Raw genomic sequence first — 18,624 nt, 5'->3', positions numbered from 1 at the left:
GTGCTCACCTCGGTTCCCGCGGTAGGCCGAGCCCTCGTTCTCCGATGATGTTTCGTTGAATCTCGTCGGATCCCCCAGCTATGCGGTAGCCGGGGGCTCCGAGGAGGTGCTCCGACCAGGCGAACGTGTCGGCTTCGCCTGTGTCCGCCGCAAGGCGCGGACCGAGCACTCGTGCCGCTGCTTCTCCGATACGGGTCAGGTTCTGGGTCCAGACAATTTTGCCGATCGACCCCTCGACACCGGGAGCGGCGCCATCCTCGCGTCGCTCGGCGTACCGGGCGACGAGAAGCGCGGATGCGCGCTCGTAGACAGCTACTTCGGCCACGCGCTGCCGTGTCAGGGGGTCTGCTGGAGCACCGACCTGCCGCACGAGTCGAGCCAGGTCGCGGACGTTTCCTCCGGCATCGACGATGCCGGCGCTCGAGTTGCGTTCGAAACCCAATGTCGTCAGTGCAACCTTCCAACCGTCGCCGACATCGCCGAGCCGCAGCGTGTCCGGAAGTACGACGCCGTCCAGGAACACCTCGTTGAACGTGGAGCCACCGGACATCTGTCGGATAGGTCGGATGTCGATACCGTCCGAATCCATGGGGACCATGAAAGCCGTCATTCCGCGATGCTTGGGGGCAGTGGAATCGGTTCGTGCGATCAGCAGTCCCCACTCTGCGAACTGCGCACCCGAGCTCCACACTTTCTGACCGTTGACGATCCAGGAGTCCCCGTCACGCGTCGCTCGGGTGGTCAACCCAGCCAGATCAGACCCAGCCCCCGGTTCCGAAAACAGCTGACAGCAGAGCAGATCGGCGCGCAGAAAGGAGCGGACGAACTGTCGTCGCTGATTCTCGGTCCCGAGAAGGTGGACCGTCGGCGCGACGAGATCGACAGTGACCAGCACGATCTCATGACGATCGGGGACTGCGAACTCGAGTTCGTGCTCGACGTAGTTCCGCTCGTGACTCGCCGACAGGCCGGGTCCGCCCCACACCGGATCCCACGTGATCGCACCGAACCCCGCATCAACCCGCTCTGCCTGCCATCGACGGGCAGCATCGATGAGCGCACGCTCCTCTGCGGCGTCGTGATTGTGGAAGATCGCGTAGCGCCGCTCGACATCGGCCGCGCTCGATCGGCGTGGAACCCGAGTCTCGAGAAACGCGACACAGTCCCGACCGAATTGATCGAGAGTCGCCTGTTCGTACTGCACATCTGTCGTCACGACCGATCCTTTCGTGCAAGTTGCTCGATGCGGGCATCGACCGCGGCCTTGGCATGCGGGTTGTCCGCCAGCCGGACGGTGAAGCTCTGCTCGAGCTCGTAGCCCCTCTTCAGATCGAGAGATTCGCACCCGTTCAGGGACTGCTTGGCGAGCGTCACGGCGTATCGGTTCTTGGCTGCGATAGACCGTGCTCGCATCATTGCCACGTTCAGCAATTCCGATTCCGGGACCACTTCGATGGGAGCACCCCAGTCACGCATGGTCGCTGCGCCGACCGGCTCCGCCGTGAAGAACAGTCGCCGCACAGCCTGTTGCGGCAACATGCGCGCGGCGAATCGCCCACCTCCGAGAACGCCGACATTCATTTCCGGTAGGCCGAACACCGCACGGTCGGAGGCGACGACGACGTCGCATATGGCTGCCAGTCCCAAGCCACTTCCGAGGGCTGCCCCATTGACGGCAGCGACCACGGGCACAGCGCAATCCATCACGGAGAAGAGCCCACGGCGTATCTCTCGCATCCGCCGGTCACCGTTCTCCGCGGACATGCTCTGGAATTCGTGGAGATCGTTTCCACCACAGAAGTTCTTGCCCTTACCGGTCAGAACCGCGACCGTGGTGTCCTCACGGTCGGACAATTCTTCGAACACGACTGCCAGTTCTCTGTACATCGCGCTGTCGAGTGCGTTCACCTTGCCGCGAGACAGTTCGACGAGGGCGACGCCGGACTCGGGGTGGCTGACAGCGATGCTCGCGGTCACCGGTCGACCTCGTACGACGCAGCGATGGTGATGCCTGCCATGTGACGGGGAACCTCGGCTCTGTCGCGAGTCCATTCCCGCAGAGCGAACTTCTGAATCTTCCCACTAGGCGTCTTGGGCAGTGAATCCACGACGAAGACGCTCTCTGGAAATCGCTGACGAGCGATCTTGTGGGACTCGAGAAATGCCTGGACCTCGGCGAGATCGATGCTCGTGCCGGCCTCGGGAACCACGAAGGCACAGCCGCGCTCTCCCGTCACGGGGTCGGGACCGGCAACGATCGCCACCTCCGACACGTGCGGATGCTGCGAGAGCAGGGATTCCACGGAGTACGCGCTGATCTTCTCCCCAGACCGATTGATGATGTCCTTGATGCGTCCGACGACGTGGAGGTACCCGTCGTCGTCGAAGCGCCCCAAGTCACCCGTACGGAAGAACCCGTCCTGAGTGAACGCGGCCTCGTTCAGAGACGCGTCCAAGTACCCCAGGAACGTGTCGGGTCCACGCCAGAGGATCTCACCGACCGAGGACGACCGATCGGTCCCGTCCACCAGAACGTCGGTCGGAGCAATGGGACGACCGTCGCTCCGCGTGCGGGTATGCAGGGAATCGGACGTTGTAGAACAAGTGGCAGACGGGCCCTCCGTTGCGCCGAACATCCGGACAGTAGTACCGAGCGTGTCCGTCGCAGCTGTAGCGAGCGAGTCGGGAATGTCGGCGCCACCGCACACGACATATCGAACTGACGGAGTCGAGGTGTTCGCCCGTGTCGCGGCATTCACCAGACCCCTCAGAAACGGGGTAGAGAAGATCATGAACGAGGCGCGCTCCGCGAGAATTCGGGCGAGCGCGACATCGGAATCCCACCGATCCTGCAGTACGACAGGGATTCCGAGCAGGAACGGCAGGGTAAGGGCGCAATTGATACCGGTCACATGCGTCACCGGCGAGGGATTGAAGACGACGTCGTCGGGGCCGAGTCCGAACCAGTCGACCATCGACCGGTTCTCGAAGACCAGAGTGTTGTGGCTGTGCAAGACACCCTTGGGCTCGGCGGTGGTTCCCGATGTGTACAACAGCAGGCACACGTCGTCGGGGTCGACGCCCACGCCCTCCACCTCCACCTCGACGTCGGTCACCGTGATCATGTCGTTCCAGCGCGCCGAACCCACGACGACCACATCGACGGCGGCGAAGATCGGCGACGAGTACATGGACTCGACGTCGCGGTTGCCACGAGAGTCCATCACGAAGACGACTGCTGCCCCCGACTGGTCGAGGATGAAGCTCACCTCTTGTTCGCGATAAATCGGAACGATCGGATTCGCCACTGCACCGAGTTTCATCACGGCATGGAAGACGATCACCGCCTCGACACAGTTCGGCAGCTGGAAGGACACCACGGAGTCACGGCTGACCCCGAGCCGCTGCAACGACAGGGCGAGACGGGACGCGTCCCGCTCGATGTCGCCGAAGGTCGACCGCCGGTCACCGTCCACTACCGCGAGAGCGTCGGGGCGGGCGGCCGCGCACCGGGTCAGGAGACTGCCGACCGTGTCGTCGCTCCAGTGCCCGCGAGCTCGATACTCGCGCACCAGCTCGTCGGCCGGGAGCCGTGTCGGTTGCATGGTGGACCTCCGTAGTCGGCAGTGCAGTCACTCCAGACGCTATCCCCATCCCACTAAACATGTACAGCATTTGATACTTTGCGCTCACGTATCGTGATCGCATGAGTTCATGCGACCTCTGTCGCCCACATGGCATCGCGCAGTGACCGACGATCAGGGTGACCGCGTACCGAGAAGAACTCCTGCGGCCAGACCCAGGAAGATGTCCGAGCGGGTCGCGAACGTGATCGCCGACCAGATTCTCGGCGGCGGTATCGACGAGGGGCAACGCCTGCCGACAGAGAAAGAGATGATGGCGGAGTACGGCGTGGCGCGGACAACTGTCCGTGAGGCACTGCGACTGCTCGAGAGCCGAGACCTCATCACCATCAAGCCTGGTGTCGGGGGTGGGCCCACGGCGGCGCGACCCCGGTACGACTCGCTGGGCAACACATTCAAGCTGTTCCTTCAGCTCGAAGGAGCGACGATCTCCGACGTCATCGACGTTCGCCTCACTTTGGAACCTCTCGTGGCCCGGCAAGCTGCGGCGAACGCCTCGCCCTCCCAGCTCGACGAGATGCAGCAAGCCCTCGACAGCATGCGAGCCGATCCCCGCAACTACGAGAACTTCCAGGAACAGAACGCGCTGTTCCAGACCACGCTGTACAAAGCGGCCGGCAACGCGGCATTTCGCATCGTGATGGAAACGCTGTGGCTGCTCGTACGGGATGCCGAGCCCACCGAGCACCCGCTCGCAACACGACGCGCGGCCATCGACGCCCAGCAGATCATCCTCGATGCCCTGGCCCTGGGCGATGCCGACGCGGCCGGGCGGGCGATGAGTACGTTCGTGACCGATTCGGCCCGGTACTACAGGCGCTGGTTGAGCCGTGTGATCGCGCAGCCCGTTCACTGGCAGCTCTGACTCACGATCTCACCTCAAAAGCTGTACATGTTTCGATGTGCAGTCGTATGGTTCGAGGGCGCGCACATACCGGCCTCCCCGCGCCGATCGCCCAGTGACAGCGCGCCCGCACAGAACCGGAGCCGGATGTGGCCAGTCCCCGCACCATCGATCGGACTCGACGTCGAGGCGTCATCGCTGCAGCAGCAGGCACGATCGTCGAGTACTACGACCTCACCGTGTATGCCTATCTCGCCGTGGTGGTCAGCCCTCTCTTCTTTCCCGGCGACGACCCCACCGCGTCGCTACTGGCCAGCCTGGCGGTGTTCGCATCCGCCTACTTGATGAGGCCGATCGGCGGACTGTTCTTCGGCCGTCTCGGCGACCGACACGGACGCAAACGAGCGCTCGTCGTCTCGGTCGTCCTGATGGGTATCGGCACTGCCTTGATGGCTCTACTCCCGACCTACGAGACGGCGGGTGTCCTCGCCCCGGCACTCCTGGTCGTTGCACGTCTCGTGCAGGGCTTCTCGGCCGGAGGTGAACTGGGAGGCGCCCTCACCTACGTCTACGAGACCGTCGGCCCGAAGCGAAAGGGTCTGGGAGCGTCGTTCGTCGCCCTCGGCAGCAACAGCGGATTCGCTCTCGCTGCGGTCGCAGTGGCCACGACGTCCGCGTTGACGTCGACCGAACAGATGACCAGTTGGGGTTGGCGCATCCCATTCCTCCTCGGCCTACCGCTGTTACTCATCTGCCTCTGGCTGCGTAGCCGAATCGAGGACACACCTGAATTCGAACGCTCGGCCGCGCGCGACGACATCTCCAAAGCTCCACTCAGCGAACTGATGCGAAGCCACCCCCGTCAGGTCCTACAGGTCTTCGGGCTCGGTGTCGCACAGAACGCCACCGGCTACATGGTCCTGACGTACGTCGGAATCCACCTCGTTCGAGAAGGGGGATTCAGTCAGACGGCAGTGACCTGGACTGCCGCGCTCGTGATCGTTCTGGTCGCCCTGTCGATGCCGGTATCCGGCCTGCTCGTCGACCGGTTCGGCAGCAAGAAGATTCTCCTGGCAGGCCTGGTTGCGTCAGCGGTACTGGCGTACCCCGCCATGTCCATAATGAGCGGACACGGGCTGGTGGTGGCAGCCATCGCATTCGGGTTCTTCGCCGTGGGCACACCGCTCATCCAGACCTCGACGGCGCCACTCTTCCCGTCCTTGTTCACCTCGCGTGTCCGACTCACCGGCGTCGCACTGGGTTTCAACATCGCTACCATCGCCACCGGTGGAACAGCGGCATACATTGCCACGTGGCTGATCGACCGGACCGGAAACGCGGTATCTCCCGCGTTCTTCGTGATCGGGGCTGCGCTCGTCGGCTTGGTGACCTTGGCAACCATCCGACAAGAAACGTACCGGGGTGCGAAATACGCTGCCGCCGAGTCGATTGATGTCGAGGCCGACAACCTCGACACGGTGAAGGCGCGCCAGAGGTGATCGGACATCACGGCACCTCTTCCGGCCACCAACCAGCGGTAGTCGGCACACGCGGTTGACCTTCATGTAGGTCGAAGCCGCATGCTGTCGGGGTGTCAGATGCCGAGTTGATGTCCATCGGGTCGTTCGCGCAGCGGTGCGGCTTGACGGCGAGCGCCCTACGCTTCTACGCCGATTCAGGATCGCTGCTGCCGGCAGAGGTGGACCCCGTCACCGGGTATCGCTTCTATCGCGAGGACCAGCTCGCGAAGGCGGTCCTGCTGAGGCGACTGCGCGAGATCGGCATGTCCCTTCCGTCTGTGAACTCTGCGCTCGGCGCGGACGTCATCGACGCGATTCGCACGGTCGATGATCACGTCACCACGGTGATGCGCGAGGCCGAATCGGTGCGGCAGCAGGCAGCCGCCATCACGACCACCCTGGCTGAGCGAACCAGGCTGCAGATCGCCCGACTGAGCGGGCCGGTCTTGGCCTCCGCGATCGAACAGATCCTCACCGCCACCACCGACGATCCGGACATCGCAGTCCTCGGTGGCGTCCATGTCGAAGCTGGGCCCGGGGTCTTGACGCTGACCGCCAGCGACCGCTACCGCCTGTCGACAAGAACACTGGTCAGCAATGTCGACAGTGCAGCGGCTTGGGCCGCAACAGTGAACGGCGACGACCTCCGACAGAGCCTCGGCGATCTGCGCCGTACGTCGTCCGTCAGCGTCGACGTCACCGATCACGGTATGAACCTGCGCCTGACAGGCCGTGGTGATCATCACTGCAGGTTCGTGTCCGAGCCCTTCCCCGACTACCGATCGATGCTCGCCACACTGCCGGCGGTGACGAGTCGGGTCGAGGTCCCCACAGCGACGCTTCTGCATGCCCTCGAACAACGATCTGCTGCTCGGATCTGGTTGTGCAGTAACGACAAGTATCTCGTCGTTCGTGATGTCCACGGCGATCGTTCCTCGGACATCGAGCTGCCGGCCCGTGTGGACGGGCCGACGATCGACGTCTGGTTCGAGATGACCACTCTCTACCCGGCCATCAGCACCGCCGTCGGCACTGACGTACTACTCGATTTCCGTGGGCGCGAACAGCCCGCCACTGTTCGCTCGGCAGACCGAGGAGACCTGACCACCCTCGTCATGCCCGTCGCAGCGCCGCGTGACACCCCGACGGAAGGACACACGCCATGACAGAAACTCCCGCAAGCGACCCGACGATGGACGCGATCGCCGCGGCCGTCACCGAGGGGCGAGGTGGAGACGTCGACGAGGCACGTCGACAACTTCTCGCACTGTGGCAGGACATCGGTGTCGACGGCGATCCCCTGCATCGGTGCAGCCTCGCGCACTACCTCGCCGACCTCCACGAGGATCCTGCACAGGCACTCACGTGGGAATCACTGCATCTCAATCTCGCGGACAACTACTGCAAGCTCGGGTCACTCGACGCAGCTCGCGAGCACATCGACGCTGCGAAGGAGTGCTCCTCGACGCTCACGGACGATCCCTACGGGGATCTCATCCGCGACGCGATCGGAAAGGTCGACGCGGCCATCTCGACGAGGGAAGGCGCGAAACAATGATCTGGGCCGTGATGGAATTCGGGAATGGGCCCTGACAATACGAGTGATCAGTCCACGCCGCACATCGCCCTCGCCCTACTCGGCGGCGTCACGGCTGGATACACAGTCACTGCTCACTCCCCCTTCGATTCTCTGATCGATCCCTCGGCCTCGCCCACAGCATTTGCCACGGTCATCAACGCCATACTCGTGACGGCTCTTTCTGCCGGTATTGCTGCGACCGCCGTTCTTCCTCGCCTCTCCCGCAGCGCGGTCGCCGGGATGATGGTCACGGCTCTTGCCGTGTCCGTCGGTGCGAACGTCGCACCAGTGAGTGGCGCGCTGACAGCATGGGCGAGTTCGATCCCCACCGGGATCTTCTTCGCCTGCACCGTGTCCTTGTCCTCGTCGTCGCGCGGGTTGATCGCCGCCACATTCGGGTGGATCGTCGCCGCGACCGCAGGGCCGCCACTCGACAATCTCGTGCCGCCGCCGGCGTCGGACTTCGGTTGGACAGCTGCCGATACGGCCGACGTCGGACCCACCACACTCCGCGTGGTTGTGTGCATCGTGCTCGCAATTCTCACCGGTGCCGCTTTGGCTACGGCGATGCTCCACCGAACGCCGGTCCACGCACCACAACCGGCACCGCCGGGCCGCATGGTCGCCGTTGGAATCGTCCTGCCCGTTGCAGCGGCGCTGATCGTCACGACTTCGTCGGTCGACAGGAGTCGCGACTGGATCTGGTTCGCGTGCGCCGGGGCGATGACGATCGTTGTACTCGCCTGCGCGCTGGTCGCTCCCGGTAGGACAGGCCTGGTGCTCGCTTCTGGTCTCGTCGTGAGCGCAAGCTCGCTCGTTGGAGTCGACAGCGACTTTCAAGAATGGAGTTGGATCCTTGCTCTTGCAGGATTCGGGATCGGCCTGCTCTTGACCGTCCGTCGTCGGTCGGTGTTGCTTCCGCTTATTCTGGTGGGCGTTCTGGCAGCCCTGTATTTCATCGGCGACGGACTACTTCCCTCCAACCTCTCGACCGTCGTCACGTCAGCCGCCGCTGCATACCTGATCACCAGCGCCGCAGCATCATCTACCGCGGCGACGGTGGCAATCGGGATTCCTGCCCTTCCGCTGTTCTCACTCCCCTACACGTTCTATTCAGCGGGCTACGATTCCGACGACATCAAGATCAACACGTCCCCCGACCAGTTCGCGTTGGCAGTGGCCGGAGCGGTGATGCTCGTGGCAACGTCGGTAGCGATCCTCATCATCAGCGGCCGGGCGAGGGCGGGCGCGACACGGGGCGCGTGAGCGGTCCTCACGCTCGCGCCGGCAGGCTTAAGCAGCTCCCCGGTCGCTAACACAATCTTGTCAGTTCTTAGGCTTGCTGTAGCAAGCATTGAGGTGCGGATGCGTAGACTACGGGTCTACACTTCGCGTTAAGACTCTTGACGCAAGCATTGGAACGGTATGGCCCTCCCTCGGAAGTCACGCCGCACCCAGGCCAGCCGCCTGGCGCGGTCCTTCACCGCGCGCCGTCACGAGCTGGGGATGACGCAAGCCGAGCTGGCATTACTGGCTGGCGTCGGCCGTTCCACTGTGCAATCCATCGAGGGCGGTAAAGAAACGTCGCAACTCGATGGCGTCCGCGCTGTTGCAGATGCGTTGGGGTGCGATCTGTCGCTCATCACCCGCGCCGGCATCGTCGTCGAACCGGATCGCGAGTGAGCGCCCGGCTCGATCTGCGCCAGGTCGATGACGCCGACGTCTACAAGGGAAATATCCGTGCAGGCAGTTTGACCAGGTCAGGCGACACCGTCCGCTTCGAGTACGCCGATGACTACATCAGCCCCAGCGCCCAGCCCGTCGCCTGGTCTCTACCGATGGGAGTAGGCGGTACGACAGCCACGGCGGGAAGCGTGCCGCCGTTCTTCGCCGGACTGCTTCCCGAAGGGGTGCGCCTGTCCGGTGTGGTCGCCGGAACGAAGACGTCGGAGGACGACCACCTGACCATCCTCTTGGCAGTCGGGGCGGACACGATCGGCGATGTGCGGGTCATCCCAGCGGGACTCGAACCCGAGGCATCCGCGCCCGCGTTCGACCCGGACGCGCCGATGCCGAGTTTGCGTGCGTTGTTCGACAGCGTGGCCGGTCCGCAGTCGATCGATGTCGACGTGGCAGGTCTACCCGGGGTCCAGGGCAAGGTATCGGCTGAGATGTACTCGTCGCCGGTGACGACGACGCGAGGCGCAGCGATTCTCAAACTGGCTCCGCCCAACCGTTTCCCGCGCCTGGTGGAGAACGAGAACTTCTTCATGTCGGTGGCACAAACCTGCGGACTCGTCGTACCTCGGCGTCACGTGATCACAGACGCGAACGGAGTCTCGGGACTTCTCGTCGAACGTTTCGACCGAGATGGTGGCCGCAGATTGGCCCAGGAGGATGCCTGTCAGGTCAACGCGCTCTACCCATCGTCCAAGTACCGTATGAAAACCGAGACAGTGCTCGCCTCGCTGGCAGCGACCGTTGAACAGGGAGGGGGTTCCGCACGCCAGGCGGCGCTCGAACTGATACGACTCACCGTCTACTCCTATGCCATCGGCAACGGTGACCTGCACGGCAAGAACTATTCGATTCATCAAGGCAAGCACGGTTTATGGGGTGTCACTCCCGCATACGATCTTCTGTGCACCCAGCCCTACATGTCGTGGAACGACCCCATGGCCCTGACGTTCTACGGCCGCAACAACAGGTGGACGCGTGACCACATCCTCGACAGTTCGGCACGTCATACGCTTCCCCGAAAAGCAGTGATCCGCGTGCTGGACGACGTCTGCGCCGGCGTTCGAGCTGCCGCCGAGGACGTGGGTTATATCGGTTTCGACTACAAGACGACGGCGCGACTGCAAGCTTTTCTGAGGGACCGTTGTGCCGAACTGACACGGTGAACAGTGTGGCACGATGCGAACCATGGCCGAGCCCAGCACGAAGCCGACCGACGCCGACGTCGCAGACTTCCTCGCCGCCGCGACACCCGCACGCCGCCGGGAAGACGGTGTCCGTCTCGCGGAGATCTTCGCCGAGGTGACCGGGGCCGAACCCGTGATGTGGGGCCCGTCGATTGTGGGTTACGGCAGTTATTGCTATGTCTCACCAAGAAACCCACGCACTCGCGGCGAGTGGCCCAAGGTCGCGTTCTCGCCGAGAAAAGCGCAGCTGTCGCTGTACGGGCTGAAGGATCTACCCGAGGGCGCCGCCCTGCTGCCCTCGCTCGGCACTTACACCGAGGGCGCAGGGTGCGTCTATGTGCGCAGGTTGGACCAGATCGACCTCGAGGTTCTGCGGCGCCTCGTCGCGATCGCCTGGGCACGTGGGGATGACCAGTAGATCTGTCACCCCGCGCTGTGTCAGTACGTCAGGTTCGCACCACGAGGCATGCGAACTGCGGTGCTCCCTGCAAGCATGCAGGTGACCCCGTCCTCTAGCGAGACGTCCGTTGCACCACCTATTGCGCCGAGTTCGTGTTCTCATCGAAACAGGCCGGGGCAGTGGCACAATGCGCACCACGCAATCGCAAAGTGGTAACTGCCGGCCGCATCCCGCGACCGGCAGAGTCGCCTCGAGGAGTCGGATCCGACAGGGCTCGCCGAAATATCGGATCAGTAGCGCACGGTCAACTTCTGCTCACCTGAAGAATACGGTCCGCGCTGATTAGACGTGGCCCACTTCTGCGGCGAGCCACCGCACCCGATTCGCAGGGTGAACGAAGTGGCATCAGTGGCCGAATACCTGAAGTTAGTCGTCCACGCCCCGGTGGCTCCTATCCCTGAACTGAGCGTCGCCCAGCCGTCGGCCTTGTTCGAATCTACCCATATTCCCACCGGCTTCGAGTTCTGCTGCAACCAGTTGATGCAGGTCACCGAACCCGTGATCGTTCCCGCGGCAGCATCGGCGGGCACTGCTAGCGCGATCGACGGAGCGATGCTCATCGCCAGAACCGCTGCGATACAACGAAACTTACTCATCGTGTTCTCCCTGCTGAGAGTCTTGGCTCCGTTCATCGGAGGTTGCACCACTCTCTCAACGTGACAGCAATCGTGCAGTCCTTCAAACGACCTACAGTCATGCGCGGCGGTTCGCGTGAGATCGAACGGTCGAGATCATGTCGGCGAGCGTTCTGAAAATGAGTGCTGCGGAAGTTTTCGATAACAACGGAGGCCATTATTTACGTAATAGCACGGCGATGCGGTCAGCCCACGATCAGCACATCCAACCGCCGAGGCCCATGGACCCCTTCCACCCTGTTCAGCTCGATGTCACTGGTCGCACTCGGACCGCTGATGAAGGTCAGCGGTCGAGTGGCGTCCAGCACCGCGAACGCCTGCGGCACCGTGTCCACAACCTGGTCGGCGCGGACGATGCAGATGTGATGGTCCGGCACCAGCGTCAACGCCCTACGACCCTGCGCGACAGACGCATCGAGCACGATCGTCCCCGTGGCAGCGATCCCCACCGCGCAGCCGGTGATCACCGCGTCGAGAGCATCGAGTTGGTCGATCGACAGGCCCTCGTCCGGAACCACCGCGACTCCGTCAACCCAGGCAGAAGGCAAGTCGACGGGGACGACCGCTCGACCATCACCGAGCAACGAAGACACCGTGCCGGCGATCTCCGCCTCGGAGATTCGGTAGACCTGAGCCCGATAGTCGTCGACCGTTTCGGCGAAGCGGTCGACGTTCCCCCGGCCGACCAACGCAGCGCGGTCGTAATCGCGCGGCACATCAACGCCGGCAACACCACCCGCAGTCGCTGATCGGATGCGCTCAAGGATTTCCGACTTAGCGTTCATGATTCGTCCTCGTGCGTTCGTGCCCACCACTGGCGGAACGTTTCCTTCGGAGGGGCCGGAATGTCACGGCTGGTGGTCCACAACGATCCGGGGAATGGAAGCGACTCGATGTGCCCCTTCTTCCCTGCCAGCAGGCGACCGACGCCCGCAGCTTTCTCGGCCATCCCGAATCGCTTCGGCGAGTTCATCGCCCACCCTGCCGCCCGCATCGCGATCTCCTGCGCGCCGGGGATGCCGCCGCGTTCGGAGTCGACCTGCTCGGCCCGTAAGTGCACCAGAATCTCCGGGATGTTGATACGCACCGGGCACGCATCGAAACACGCCCCGCACAGTGACGACGCGTACGGCAGTGACGCATTGGGGTCGTCATGACCGGTAGTGCCGGTGAGCTGGGGCGACAGGATCGCACCGATCGGCCCCGGGTACACGGAACCGTAGGCATGACCGCCGGTCCGCTCGTACACAGGACACACGTTCAGGCACGCGCTGCATCGGATGCAGTTGAGGGCGGCGCGGCCCACCTCGTCGGCAAGCACGTTGGTTCTGCCGTTGTCGATGAGCACCAGGTGGAAGTCTTGCGGACCGTCGCCCTCGTGCACTCCGGTCCACATCGACGTGTACGGATTCATGCGTTCGGCGGTCGACGACCGCGGCAGCAACTGCATGAACACCTCGAGATCCGCGAAGGTGGGGACCAGCTTCTCGATGCCCATCAACGTGATGAGGGTGTCGGGCAGCGTCAGACACATGCGCCCGTTGCCTTCGGATTCGACGACGGCAAGCGTCCCCGTTTCGGCGACACCGAAGTTGGCGCCACTGATGGCCACCTTCGCCGACAGGAACTTCCGTCGCAGGTGCTCCCGTGCCGCCATGGCCAGTTCGCGCGGCTCATCAGTGATGGCAGCATCGACACCGGGCATACGACGGAGGAAGATCTCTCGAATCTCCGCGCGGTTCCGGTGAATTGCGGGAACCAGGATGTGACTGGGCTTGTCGTCACCCAGTTGGACGATGAGCTCGGCCAGGTCGGTCTCGATCGCGGCGATGCCCTCGGCTTCGAGGTACTCGTTCAGGCCGGTCTCCTGAGTGGCCATGGACTTCACCTTGACCACCTCGTCACTGCCCGTGGCCTTGACCAAGTCCGTGATGATGCGATTGGCCTCGTCGGCGTCGCGTGCCCAGTGCACTACTCCCCCGCGGGCGGTGACGTTGGCTTCGAGTTGCTGCAGCAGCTCGGGCAGCCTCGACATCACGTCGGTCTTGAGGGCACTCCCGGCGAGGCGCAACTCCTCCCAGTCATCGCACTCCGCAACAGCTCCCAGTCGCTTCTCACGGATGGTCTTGGTCGCAGCCCCGACGTTGCGCCGCATCTGAGTGTCCTGCAGCGCCCGCTTCGCGGCCTTCGGAAAGCTCTCCTCCCCGCGAATGTTACCGATGCCGGGCGAACCCAAGAAGGTGGTCATGCTGCCTCCGTCGACGCAAGGATCTCGGCGAGGTGCACGGTCTTGACGCCGGTGCGCAGGCGGGACAGTCCGCCGCCGATGTGCATCAGGCACGACGAATCCCCGGCGCTGCACACCTCGGCCCCGGTGGACAGCACGTTGGCCATCTTGTCCGACAGCATCGCCGTCGAGGTCTCCGAGTTCTTCAACGCGAACGTTCCGCCGAAGCCGCAGCACGACTCGGCCTGGGGCAGCTCGACCAACGTCATGCCGCGTACGTTGCGCAGCAGTTCGAGGGGCTTGTCGCCGACGCGCAACATCCTCAGCGAATGGCACGTGGGGTGGTAGGTGACGCGGTGCGGGTAGTAGGCGCCGACGTTGGTGACGCCTAGGACGTCGACGAGGAGTTCGGACAGCTCGTAGGTGCGGCCGGCGATGTCCTCGGCGCGGGTGGCCAGGTCCTCGTCGCCGGCGCGGCGCGCGACCATCGCATGCTGGTGCCGGACCGATCCGACACAGGAACCGGATGGTGCAACGGCGACGTCCCACGACGACTTCTCGAAGACCTCGACGTGGTGACGCACCAGGGGTGCGGCCTCCTTGAGGTAGCCGGTGTTGACGTGCATCTGGCCGCAGCACGTCTGATCCGACGGGAAGACGACGGTGTGACCGAGCCGTTCGAGCAGTGAGACAGTCGCTTTCGCTGACTCGGGGAAGAGTGCGTCCGCCAGACAGGTGGCGAACAGGGCGATCCGCATGGAGCCTCCAGAGCGTGTGGTCTGACCACAGTAACCCCTGTGGTCAGACCACACCAGCTATTCTCCGACAATGCGCGCACACGAGGTGGTTCTCCACCGCATCGAACAGGACCTGGCGGCGGCGCGACTCCGTGTCGGCGATCGACTGCCGGCTGAGCGCGCACTTGCGGAGGAGCTCGGCGTCAGCCGCAGCTCGGTTCGCGAGGCCATCCGCGTCCTGGAGGCGATGGGCGTCGTGAAGACGTCGGTCGGGTCGGGCCCCGACGCGGGCGCAATCGTGGTGGCGGACCCCGCCACGTCGATCGGCTCAGCACTGCGACTGCACATGGCCACCCAGTTCCTGCCCATCGCGGACGTGGTGCAGACGCGCGTACTCCTCGAGTCGTGGGCGTTGCGCGAAGCCGCGGCGCGCACCCCCGACCTCACCGCCATCGACGAGTTACTCGACCGAATGGACGACAAGAGTCTGGCACCCGATCAGTTCCATCGCCTCGACGCCGAGCTCCATGTTCGATTCGCCGGGCTGGCCGGCAACGTGCTGATCGAGGCGATGATGACCTCGCTCCGCGACTCCATCCACGGCTACGTCATGGACGCGGTGCCGATGCTCGACGACTGGTCGGCCGTCGCCGTGAACCTCCGGTGCGAGCATCGCGGCATCGTCGATGCTTTGCGCCGAGGCCACGGTGCCAAGGCTGCCACCCTGGCGCGCGAGCACATTGAAGGGTTCTACGGGTTGATGCGGCTCGACTGAGTCGGAGCCCGCCGAATTGTGTCGGACCCCCGTGCCAGCATCCCTCCACACACAACGAGGGCCGCGGGCCCGGGCAAGGGGTTCACCATGGCAATGCACGTCGTCGACGACCGTGTCGAGGTCCAGTGCCCCGAGGTCCATCCCGACGCCCGGATGTCGTTCTCGTTCCAGCGGACTCTCCGCGTTCCCGACGACGGAACCACGTACGACCTCCCTCCGGGCCTCGGAAGACTGCAGGTGACGGAGTCCGGCCAGGACGACGACGGGGTGACTCGCTTCGCCATGCCGATGTGGCAGTCCGAGGCATGCTGGATCAACTTCGATGCCGGCTATCCGTTCCTCGTGACGATGAGCAGCGGCACCGTCAACGTCCTGACGGGTGAGCCGTGGTCGCCCGTTCCCGACTTCGAGGCCGAGGACTACCTGGAAGTTCCGGACCAGCCGTGGCTCGATGGGTTCACTGTCGAGAAGGGAACGGTGCGCCAGTTCGTCGCTGCCCCGCTGGGCGCCGACTACACGGTGGAGGAGCAGCTGTCTTCGGAGCCGGCGCGCGGTGGGATCCAGGTGGCCGTCTACCCGCTGTTGGCGAGCAAGTACTCAGAGCTGGACCACCTCCCGACCATCATCTGCTTCTCCGTGCCCCCAAACGACGCGATGGGCCTCGGTGCCGGTGGATCCATCAGACAAGCAGTTGCGACGCCAGTGGTCCCGCACGACTCATGGGACCTCGACCACGGCCGGCGATTCACCCTTGACATCGTCAACAGTGCTGTGTGGCAGCAGCTCACAGGATCGGAACCCGCCTCGGTTCCTCTGAGCGCCGCGGATTACACGCGGTTCGGGATGCCGTGGTTCGCCTGGTACGACGAGCTGGTGGTGGCTCGCGAAGGAGCATCGACACTGGGCGGAGTGCAGACGATCGCCGACGTCGATGCCGGCGCGGACGAGCCGATCCTTCCGGAGAACGAGAGCTTCGAGAAACCGGTACCGGTGCTCGTTATCGGCTGAGAGGCGCGCGTCAGCGCACCGTGGCCGGCTCCGGCAGCGCCAGCCCTCGCTCCCCCATCACCTCTCGCAGACGGTCGGGGTAGTCGGTGATGATGCCGTCGACACCCATGTCCATCAGGGCCGCCATCGTCGCGGGGTCGTCCACCGTCCACGGCACGACACGGATCCCGGCGGCATGCGCGGACGCCACCATCTCGGGTGTCACGTAGAGCTCGAAGTCCGCATCCTCCACGGCTCCCTTCTGCGGGGTGCCCTGGACGGGCGAGAGGGCGTGGGCGCCGAACGACTGCACCGCCGCCACAGGATCACCGTCGAAGTCATCGATGTCGAGACCACCCAGCCATGGGGACGCTCCGGGTTCCCCGACTTCGAGGAAGTCTGGCTCCGTAAGCGCGACCAGGCGCACCGACGGGTCGACTGCTTTCACCGCGAGGAGAGCGCCCCAGTCGAAACTCTGGATGGTGGTGCGATCGAGCAGTCCCGCCGCTCCGACCGAGGCGAGCACCACGTCGGCGAACTGCCCACGGGGCGCCGTCTCGGTGGGCGCTGCCGCCTCCACCTTGGTCTCGATGTTCAGCTGCACCGTGGAGTCGTACGAGTTCACCAGCGCGAGCACCTCGTCGAGGGTCGGAATTCCGGCATCTGTCGCCACTCGCTGTTCCGGGTAGCCGTCGAGCTGCGCCACACCGCAATTGAGGGTTCGCACCTGCGCCAGCGTCAGGGTGTTCACGTACTTCCCGACGTAGGGAAACTCGGGATCGCCGTCGGTCGCGGGCCGGGTGTCACGGCACTTCGCGTCCGACACCTTCCGGTCGTGCGCGACGACGGCGATGCCGTCCTCGGTGATCTGCGCGTCCATCTCGAGTGTGGTGACGCCGAGCTCGAGGGCGTTGGTGAACGAGGCGAGCGTGCTCTCGGTGACCAGTCCAAGGCCGCCGCGGTGCGCTTGGAGGTCGAAGCCGTCGAGCGGCTGCGCGGTCTCGGTCTCCTGCGTGGAGCAGGCCGCCAGCGCCATACACATCGAGACGGTCAGCAGCACTCGTCGCATCGCCATGACGCCCACGCTAAGCCGGGAAGGTGAACGCTCGATGGATCAGCGCGCGCGCCACGCCTGATCGGTCGACCCTCGCACCACCAGCGACGGCTCGAAGGTCAGCTGTCGGAACTCGTGAGCTCCCGACGCCGAGACTTGCTCCAGCAGCAGTTCGGCTGCAGCCCGGCCCAACTCGGCTCGTGGCTGTGAGATGGACGTGAGGGGAACCGCGGCACCGGCGGCGTAGTCGATGTCGTCGTATCCGACGATCGCCAGGTCCTCCGGCACCCGCACGCCGCGGTGCACACATTCCTGCAGCACCCCCAGCGCGAGCAGGTCGTTCGCGCACACGACCCCGGTCGGCGGGGCATCGGTCATGTCGAAGATCTGCGCGGCAGCTCGTGCGCCGGCCTCGATGGACAAAGAGGTGGTCCACACCGTCGACATGCGGGTGTTGGCAGACTCGGCGACGGCGGTGAGCGCACCCGATCGCCGATCGCGGACCTGACGGATGCTGTCCGGGCCGCCGACGTAGACCAGGGTGCGGTGCCCCAGATCCATGAGATGCCGTGCAGCCAGCCGCCCGCCGAGAACGTCGTCCACCGCGACGGACGACCGGCCCGGCGCACGCGATCCGCGGTCGAGAAGCACCACGGGAGTGCCCTGGCGGTCGAGGTTGTCGAGCATCGGCACGTTCTCACCCACGGGACTGAGCAGGATGCCCTGCACGCGCTGCTCCATGAGCAGGCGAAGCTGACGGTTCTCGCGCTCTTCGGATTCGCCGCTACCGACGATCACGGTCAACAGATCGTTCACGTCCGCCACGGATTCTGCGCCGGCTGCCACGTCGAGGAAGAACGGGTTCCGGGCGTCGAGGACCACGACGGCGAGCATGCGGGACTGGCCGGCTCGAAGCTGGCGGGCCGCGTCGTTACGCACGAATCCGAGCTGCGCGATGGCCGCCTCGACGCGCTCACGGGTGGCGGCGGAGACCATGTCGGGCTTGTTCAGAACATTGCTGATGGTGCCCATGGAGACACCGGCCAGAGCGGCGACCTCGCGCATACTCGCTGCCATGATCGCCCCCCTCGATGCCGTTACGGTCATTATTGAATCGGTTTACCGGCGTCGGCGCAACCGAACGGCGTTCTCGAACCCACCGAGGCGCCCCACAGCAGACAAACTCGTGACCGATCCTCATTGTTGCTGCTCAACGCTGGATACGTCACGGTTCGGTA

19 protein-coding genes are annotated in these 18,624 nt (G+C 64.5%); 11 read left to right on the top strand and 8 right to left on the bottom strand.

The annotated features are described in order from the left end of the window. Positions 1-4 precede the first annotated feature (4 nt). The 3 genes from HQ312_RS22230 to HQ312_RS14670 are packed head-to-tail and all read right to left on the bottom strand — an operon-like array spanning position 5 to position 3,605. On the bottom strand, positions 5-1,216 hold the full coding sequence (locus HQ312_RS22230) for an acyl-CoA dehydrogenase family protein (protein WP_222639041.1): 1,212 nt from the start codon (positions 1,214-1,216) through the stop codon (positions 5-7). Further along, on the bottom strand, positions 1,213-1,977 hold the full coding sequence (locus HQ312_RS14675; RefSeq protein ID WP_222639040.1) for an enoyl-CoA hydratase-related protein: 765 nt from the start codon (positions 1,975-1,977) through the stop codon (positions 1,213-1,215). Before HQ312_RS14675 ends, HQ312_RS22230 begins: the two co-directional genes overlap by 4 nt. Then, positions 1,974-3,605 (bottom strand): AMP-binding protein, encoded by a 1,632-nt coding sequence (locus tag HQ312_RS14670; RefSeq protein WP_222639039.1) that lies wholly within the window; start codon positions 3,603-3,605, stop codon positions 1,974-1,976. The genes HQ312_RS14675 and HQ312_RS14670 overlap by 4 nt, the downstream gene beginning before the upstream one ends. Positions 3,606-3,807: 202 nt before the next feature. On the opposite strand from HQ312_RS14670, the gene HQ312_RS14665 reads away from it, so the two are divergent. The 9 genes from HQ312_RS14665 to HQ312_RS14625 all read left to right on the top strand — a co-directional run bounded on the left by HQ312_RS14665 (position 3,808) and on the right by HQ312_RS14625 (position 11,631). After that, a complete protein-coding gene (locus HQ312_RS14665) occupies positions 3,808-4,509 on the top strand; it encodes a FadR/GntR family transcriptional regulator (protein WP_261782334.1) in 702 nt (233 codons plus the stop codon). Between the two features lie 128 nt (positions 4,510-4,637). Next, positions 4,638-5,987: an MFS transporter gene (locus tag HQ312_RS14660; protein ID WP_222639037.1), complete on the top strand. Its 1,350-nt coding sequence runs from the start codon at positions 4,638-4,640 to the stop codon at positions 5,985-5,987. A 92-nt stretch (positions 5,988-6,079) separates the two neighbouring features. Beyond that, on the top strand, positions 6,080-7,174 hold the full coding sequence (locus HQ312_RS14655) for a MerR family transcriptional regulator (RefSeq protein WP_308123894.1): 1,095 nt from the start codon (positions 6,080-6,082) through the stop codon (positions 7,172-7,174). Beyond that, a complete protein-coding gene (locus HQ312_RS14650) occupies positions 7,171-7,566 on the top strand; it encodes a hypothetical protein (protein ID WP_222639036.1) in 396 nt (131 codons plus the stop codon). The genes HQ312_RS14655 and HQ312_RS14650 overlap by 4 nt, the downstream gene beginning before the upstream one ends. A 24-nt stretch (positions 7,567-7,590) precedes the next feature. Next, entirely contained in the window at positions 7,591-8,853 is a 1,263-nt protein-coding gene (locus HQ312_RS14645; protein ID WP_222639035.1) for a hypothetical protein, read from the top strand. 159 nt (positions 8,854-9,012) lie between these two features. Then, positions 9,013-9,270, top strand: a complete 258-nt coding sequence (locus tag HQ312_RS14640) for a helix-turn-helix domain-containing protein (RefSeq protein WP_204868800.1) — start codon at positions 9,013-9,015, stop codon at positions 9,268-9,270. Then, the gene (locus HQ312_RS14635; RefSeq protein WP_222639034.1) at positions 9,267-10,490 is read left to right on the top strand and encodes a type II toxin-antitoxin system HipA family toxin; all 1,224 of its coding nucleotides are present in this window, start codon (positions 9,267-9,269) and stop codon (positions 10,488-10,490) included. The genes HQ312_RS14640 and HQ312_RS14635 overlap by 4 nt, the downstream gene beginning before the upstream one ends. Before the next feature lie 22 nt (positions 10,491-10,512). After that, on the top strand, positions 10,513-10,929 hold the full coding sequence (locus HQ312_RS14630) for a DUF1801 domain-containing protein (RefSeq protein ID WP_222639033.1): 417 nt from the start codon (positions 10,513-10,515) through the stop codon (positions 10,927-10,929). Positions 10,930-11,310: 381 nt separating this feature from the next. Then, positions 11,311-11,631: a hypothetical protein gene (locus HQ312_RS14625; protein WP_222639032.1), complete on the top strand. Its 321-nt coding sequence runs from the start codon at positions 11,311-11,313 to the stop codon at positions 11,629-11,631. Between the two features lie 160 nt (positions 11,632-11,791). Here HQ312_RS14625 and HQ312_RS14620 read toward each other — a convergent pair whose 3' ends face one another. Genes HQ312_RS14620 through HQ312_RS14610 form a run of 3 tightly spaced genes read right to left on the bottom strand, consistent with a single transcriptional unit; the run spans position 11,792 to position 14,591 of the window. Continuing rightward, the gene (locus HQ312_RS14620; protein ID WP_222639031.1) at positions 11,792-12,391 is read right to left on the bottom strand and encodes a lactate utilization protein C; all 600 of its coding nucleotides are present in this window, start codon (positions 12,389-12,391) and stop codon (positions 11,792-11,794) included. Further along, positions 12,388-13,854, bottom strand: a complete 1,467-nt coding sequence (locus HQ312_RS14615; protein ID WP_222639030.1) for a LutB/LldF family L-lactate oxidation iron-sulfur protein — start codon at positions 13,852-13,854, stop codon at positions 12,388-12,390. Before HQ312_RS14615 ends, HQ312_RS14620 begins: the two co-directional genes overlap by 4 nt. After that, positions 13,851-14,591, bottom strand: a complete 741-nt coding sequence (locus tag HQ312_RS14610; RefSeq protein ID WP_222639029.1) for a (Fe-S)-binding protein — start codon at positions 14,589-14,591, stop codon at positions 13,851-13,853. The genes HQ312_RS14615 and HQ312_RS14610 overlap by 4 nt, the downstream gene beginning before the upstream one ends. 70 nt (positions 14,592-14,661) lie before the next feature. Between HQ312_RS14610 and HQ312_RS14605 the strand changes: the two genes are divergently transcribed. Then, positions 14,662-15,345, top strand: coding sequence for a FadR/GntR family transcriptional regulator (locus HQ312_RS14605; protein ID WP_222639028.1), 684 nt, complete (start codon positions 14,662-14,664; stop codon positions 15,343-15,345). Between the two features lie 87 nt (positions 15,346-15,432). Further along, positions 15,433-16,353 (top strand): hypothetical protein, encoded by a 921-nt coding sequence (locus HQ312_RS14600; RefSeq protein ID WP_222639027.1) that lies wholly within the window; start codon positions 15,433-15,435, stop codon positions 16,351-16,353. Between the two features lie 10 nt (positions 16,354-16,363). Here HQ312_RS14600 and HQ312_RS14595 read toward each other — a convergent pair whose 3' ends face one another. Further along, on the bottom strand, positions 16,364-17,407 hold the full coding sequence (locus tag HQ312_RS14595) for a glycerophosphodiester phosphodiesterase family protein (protein ID WP_261782332.1): 1,044 nt from the start codon (positions 17,405-17,407) through the stop codon (positions 16,364-16,366). Positions 17,408-17,446: 39 nt separating this feature from the next. Next, positions 17,447-18,463, bottom strand: a complete 1,017-nt coding sequence (locus HQ312_RS14590; RefSeq protein WP_222639026.1) for a LacI family DNA-binding transcriptional regulator — start codon at positions 18,461-18,463, stop codon at positions 17,447-17,449. Positions 18,464-18,624 lie beyond the last annotated feature (161 nt).

It is taken from the genome of Rhodococcus sp. BP-316, assembly GCF_019836105.1.
Classification (GTDB): Bacteria; Actinomycetota; Actinomycetes; order Mycobacteriales; family Mycobacteriaceae; genus Rhodococcoides.
The sequence above is the reverse complement of the archived record's forward strand: the minus strand, read 5'-3'. Positions and strand labels throughout refer to the sequence as shown.